Raw genomic sequence first — 4,285 nt, forward strand, 5'->3', positions numbered from 1 at the left:
GCGAAGCCGCCCCACCCCGACGCATCTGTCACCCATCTATCCGGTCTAAAATGTCACCCATCTATCCGCTGGACACTCGCTGCCCGGTTCGATTGTTCTGGCGTGATCTGACCTAAAATCATCTGGCTCTTCTGGCTCTAAGGATCGGCGTCGTAGCCCAGGATCTCGTCCGGGCTGCGGTGGTCCAGCACCGGCAAGGCGGCCACCCGCTTGCGGATCGCCGCCAACTCCTCGAGCAGCAATGGTGCCTTCTCGGCGGCGACCACCCGCCGAAGCCGATCCTCCAGGGCACGCCGGGTCGCCTCGGCGATCGACTCGCCGGTCCGCCGCGCCAGCTCGCGGGCCAGCGTCTCGGTCTCCGGATCCTTGATGTCGAGAGCCATGGAGGTTCCCAGGTGTCTGCCCAGGTAGAATATACCGAAACAGACAGCCGCTCACCCCGCCGCGAGGTCGGCCTGGCGGCGAAGCTCCGTCGCCAGGGCCGGGTCCAGCGGCAAGGGCGGTTCCAGGCTGTCCGATACGGCGCCGAAGGCCAGGGCTTCCGCCTCGCGCCGGAACTTGGCGATGCCGGTGCAGCGGCCGCTGTCGAGCCAGCCGGCGGCGTGCAGGATGAAATCGGCGCCGCAGGCCATGGCGGCGGCGGTGGCGCGGCTGCCGTCGGACCCGGCCTGGGCGTCGTCCAGCCGGGACGAGGTGACGCCGCCGTCGCCGCGGCCCGGAATGCCGAGCCGCCGGGCCAGCGCCATGGCGCCGAACTGCACCAGATGCAGGGCCGGGTCGCCGAACACCGGCACCATGCGGCTCATCGAGAACGGCATGGCGAAGATGCCCATGATCATCGGCGTGCCGGGGGCCCACAGCTGGGCCAGCGCCAGCCCGGCCAGGACCTCGGCATAGCCCTGGATCAGGGCGCCGGCGGCGGTGACCGGCCCGGTCGCGCCCATCATCATGTAGGAGGTGACCAGGCAGCCCTGCCGGCTCTCGGCCGCCAGGCGCAGGCATTTCAGCGGATTGCCCTTGTAGGACAAAGGCGGGGTCGCGTTGATCAGGTGCAGCAGGTGGCAGCCGGCCGCCTTGCCGTCCAGCGGGCCGATCGCGGCCGTCGCGGCGTCGATCACCTGCCGCATCGCGGCGGGGGACGCGATGGTGCCCATGAACGGCTTGTCCGACAGGGCCAGATGGGCGATCGCCATCTCCAGCGGCCGGGCGGCGTCCGGCACGTCGCCGATGACGCAGAGCATGTGGCCGGTGTTGGCCAGGCCCGGCGCGGCATGGGCCATGGCCATCAGCCGGTGGTAGTCCGCGCGCGTGCCGAAGCCGCCGCTGCCGTCCTCCCGCAGCACGTTCGGCGGCCCGTAGACCGGCGCGAAGACCGGGCGCTCGCCGGCCCCGACGCGGGTGCTGCGGGCCGGGTTGCGGCCGTGCAGCACGAAATGCGCGGGCGCCGTGGCCCGGATGATCCGGCGCAGCCGCGCGCCGTCCAGGCGCACCCGGTCGCCGTCGACCTCGGCCCCGGCCTGCTGCCACAGCGCCAGGGTCTCGGGATCGTCCTCGAAGCGCAGGCCGGTCTCGGCCAGGACGCGGTCGGCGCCGGCCTCGATCCGGTCCAGGGCGGCATCCCCGATCCATCCGCCGATCGCTTCGATCTCAGGCACCGGCGCCTCCGACCGCCATGGCGAAGCGCCGCTCGCTCGGCATCACCGCGGCCAGCAGGGCCGAGCACAGCGCCGCCGCCAGCATCGCCAGATAGATCGCCTGGAACGACCCGGTCGAGACCTTCAGCCAGCCGCCGGCCATGTTGCCGACGATGCCGCCGAAGCCCAGCGCGATGTTGCCGAAGGCGAAGACCAGGGCCGACCGGCCGGCGCCGAAGGCATGGCCGATATAGGCCGGCACCAGCCCGAAGATGGCATAGAAGGCGAGGCCGAAGGCGACCACTGCCAGGTACAGCACCGGCAGGTTGCCGCCGCCGATGGCGGCCTGCAGCAGCAGCACGCAGGATCCGGCCAGGATCAGGTAGGTCAGCACCATCGCCCAGCGCACGGTGATGCGGTCGGCCAGGGCGCCGATGGCGAAGCCGCCGACCATGCCGACGGCGCCGATCACGCTCCAGGCCATCGCCGCCACGTCCTGCGACAGCCCGACCTCGCCCTGCAGGAAGGTCGACAGATAGGTCTGGTACGGCATGCAGGACAGGCCGTTCAGGAACATCATCAGCAGCACCGCCGCGGTCAGCCCCGGCGGCAGCGTCCGCAGCCGGGCGCCGATCGAGGCCCGGGGGGTCTCTGCCGCCGGCCTCGCCTCGGCCGGCCGGCGCAGGCGCAGGAAGCCGGCCAGCGCCAGCACGGCGACGATCGCGCCGGTGGTCGCCCACAGGAAGCGCCAGCCCTCGGTCGCCAGGAAGCCGGTGATCAGCAGGCCGTTGACGAAGACGCCGTAGCTGGTGCCGGACGACATCAGCCCCAGCGCCTTGCCCTGGTGCGACCGCGGCACGATCTCGCTCGACACCTCGACCATCGGCACCCAGATCGCCGCGGCGCAGCCGCCCAGGATGGCCAGCAGCACCCCCATGGCGACGATATCGGTCACCAGGGCCAGCCCGCCCAGGCAGGCGGCGCAGACGGCGATCGACCCCAGGATCATCGGCAGGGCGCCGAAGCGGACGGTCAACAGGCCGCTCAGCAGGGCGCAGACCATGAAGCCGGCCTGGACGCAGCCCGAGATCACGCCCATCGCGTCGTAGGTGAACGGCAGGTCGCGCCGGATGGCCTCGACGATGGCCGGGAACAGGTACATCCCGAAGCCGTAGGTCGAGGCGATGAAGGCGGTGAACAGGACGACCGCCTCGATGCTCCGATTCCGCCCCGCGGAAGACATGGCCGTCCTCCTATCGGCCGGCCGGCAGCTGCGATGGCGATTGCGGCCAGTGCGGCAGGTCGTCGGTGATGGCGTCGTAGCCGCCCTTGTCGGCGGTGAAGGCGGCGACATGGCCGGAGGTGCGGCGGCACTGGCTGCAATGGCAGGCCACGACCGGGCGCAGCGGCCCCGTCACCCGGTAGCGCACCGCGCCGCACAGGCAGCCGCCGGTCTGGTCCGCCATCGCTCGCCTCCATCGCCGAAGTCCAGGGTGCGGCCGCCAGGCCACCGTCATTGTGCCGGACCCGTCCCGCGATGTCGCAGGCGCGCCACCATCCTGTCGCATCCGGTCTTGCCAAGCCTTCGCAGGCTCCCGATATTCGACGGAGCCGTCCGGATCCCCCGGGCGGCGGACGTTCTCAGGGCGGGGTGAAAGTCCCCACCGGCGGTGATGGCATGCCGAATGGCATGCACGAGCCCGCGAGCGCCTGCCGGGTCAACCGGCAGGGTCAGCAGATTCGGTCAGAATCCGAAGCCGACGGTCATAGTCCGGATGAAAGAGAACGGGGACGGCAGGCCGGGCGCGAGTCCTGGTGGTCGGTCCCGTATGCCCTGATTCTGGTCCGTTGCATGAGGATGACCATGAATCAGTCTCTGTCTTCGTCTTCCCGCACCGACGCGCCCCGCATCGCCTTCATCCAGGCGTGCTGGCATCGCGACATCGTCGACCAGTGCAAGACCGCCTTCCTGGCCGAGATCGCCCAGGCCGGCAGCCAGGCCCCCGAGGTCGACCTGTTCGAGGTGCCGGGCGTGTTCGAGATCCCGCTGCACGCCCAGCTGCTGGCCAAGAGCGGCCGCTACGACGCCATCGTCGCCACCGGCTTCATCGTCGATGGCGGCATCTACCGGCACGAATTCGTGTCGACCGCGGTGATCGACGCGCTGATGCGGGTGCAGCTCGACACCGAGGTGCCGGTGCTGTCCGCCGTACTGACGCCGCAGCACTTCCACGAGCACGAGGCCCACACCGCCTTCTTCCGCGAGCATTTCCTGGTCAAGGGCAAGGAGGCGGCGGAAGCCGCGCTCAAGACCATCGCCGCGGTGGCGAAGCTGCGCGGCAAGGGCCTGCGCGCGGCGGCTTAAGCAGCGCGGGCCGTATGGGCCGGGTTCGGCTCGGCGAGCCCAGCCTACGCGGTCAGGCCACCCGGCCGAAGCCGATGCGGGCGACGCCGTAGCGGCGCTCGTCCAGCAGGGCGAGGCCGTCCACCGCCGGCTCGTCGGCCGCGGTCTCGGCCACCACCAGGCAGCCCGGCGCCAGCCAGCCGGCGGCGGCCAGCGCCTTGATCGCCGGGCCGATCAGCCCCTGGCGATAGGGCGGGTCGAGGAACAGCAGAGTCGCCTGCGCCCGCGCCGGCGGCGGCTTCAGTGC

General features: G+C 71.3%; 6 protein-coding genes and 1 riboswitch. Of the genes, 1 reads left to right on the top strand and 5 read right to left on the bottom strand.

Annotation, left to right across the window (positions count from 1 at the left end):
- Nucleotides 1–137: 137 nt before the first annotated feature.
- Genes ACTOWL_RS37575 through ACTOWL_RS37590 form a run of 4 tightly spaced genes read right to left on the bottom strand, consistent with a single transcriptional unit; the run spans nucleotide 138 to nucleotide 3,100 of the window.
- Nucleotides 138–383: a type II toxin-antitoxin system VapB family antitoxin gene (locus ACTOWL_RS37575; RefSeq protein WP_441326412.1), complete on the bottom strand. Its 246-nt coding sequence runs from the start codon at nucleotides 381–383 to the stop codon at nucleotides 138–140.
- A gap of 51 nt (nucleotides 384–434) precedes the next feature.
- On the bottom strand, nucleotides 435–1,655 hold the full coding sequence (locus tag ACTOWL_RS37580; RefSeq protein WP_441326413.1) for a trimethylamine methyltransferase family protein: 1,221 nt from the start codon (nucleotides 1,653–1,655) through the stop codon (nucleotides 435–437).
- Entirely contained in the window at nucleotides 1,648–2,877 is a 1,230-nt protein-coding gene (locus ACTOWL_RS37585; RefSeq protein WP_441326414.1) for an MFS transporter, read from the bottom strand. The genes ACTOWL_RS37580 and ACTOWL_RS37585 overlap by 8 nt, the downstream gene beginning before the upstream one ends.
- Nucleotides 2,878–2,887: 10 nt before the next feature.
- On the bottom strand, nucleotides 2,888–3,100 hold the full coding sequence (locus tag ACTOWL_RS37590) for a GFA family protein (protein ID WP_441326415.1): 213 nt from the start codon (nucleotides 3,098–3,100) through the stop codon (nucleotides 2,888–2,890).
- A gap of 167 nt (nucleotides 3,101–3,267) precedes the next feature.
- A riboswitch (FMN riboswitch) is annotated at nucleotides 3,268–3,425 on the top strand.
- A gap of 73 nt (nucleotides 3,426–3,498) precedes the next feature.
- On the opposite strand from ACTOWL_RS37590, the gene ACTOWL_RS37595 reads away from it, so the two are divergent.
- Nucleotides 3,499–3,999, top strand: a complete 501-nt coding sequence (locus ACTOWL_RS37595; RefSeq protein ID WP_441326416.1) for a 6,7-dimethyl-8-ribityllumazine synthase — start codon at nucleotides 3,499–3,501, stop codon at nucleotides 3,997–3,999.
- Nucleotides 4,000–4,051: 52 nt separating this feature from the next.
- On the opposite strand, the gene ACTOWL_RS37600 is transcribed toward ACTOWL_RS37595, so the two are convergent.
- The coding region (locus tag ACTOWL_RS37600) for an RsmD family RNA methyltransferase (RefSeq protein WP_441326417.1) at nucleotides 4,052–4,285 on the bottom strand (234 nt) is incomplete at its 5' end.

The organism is Inquilinus sp. CA228 (assembly GCF_052078665.1).
Lineage (GTDB): Bacteria > Pseudomonadota > Alphaproteobacteria > DSM-16000 > Inquilinaceae > Inquilinus.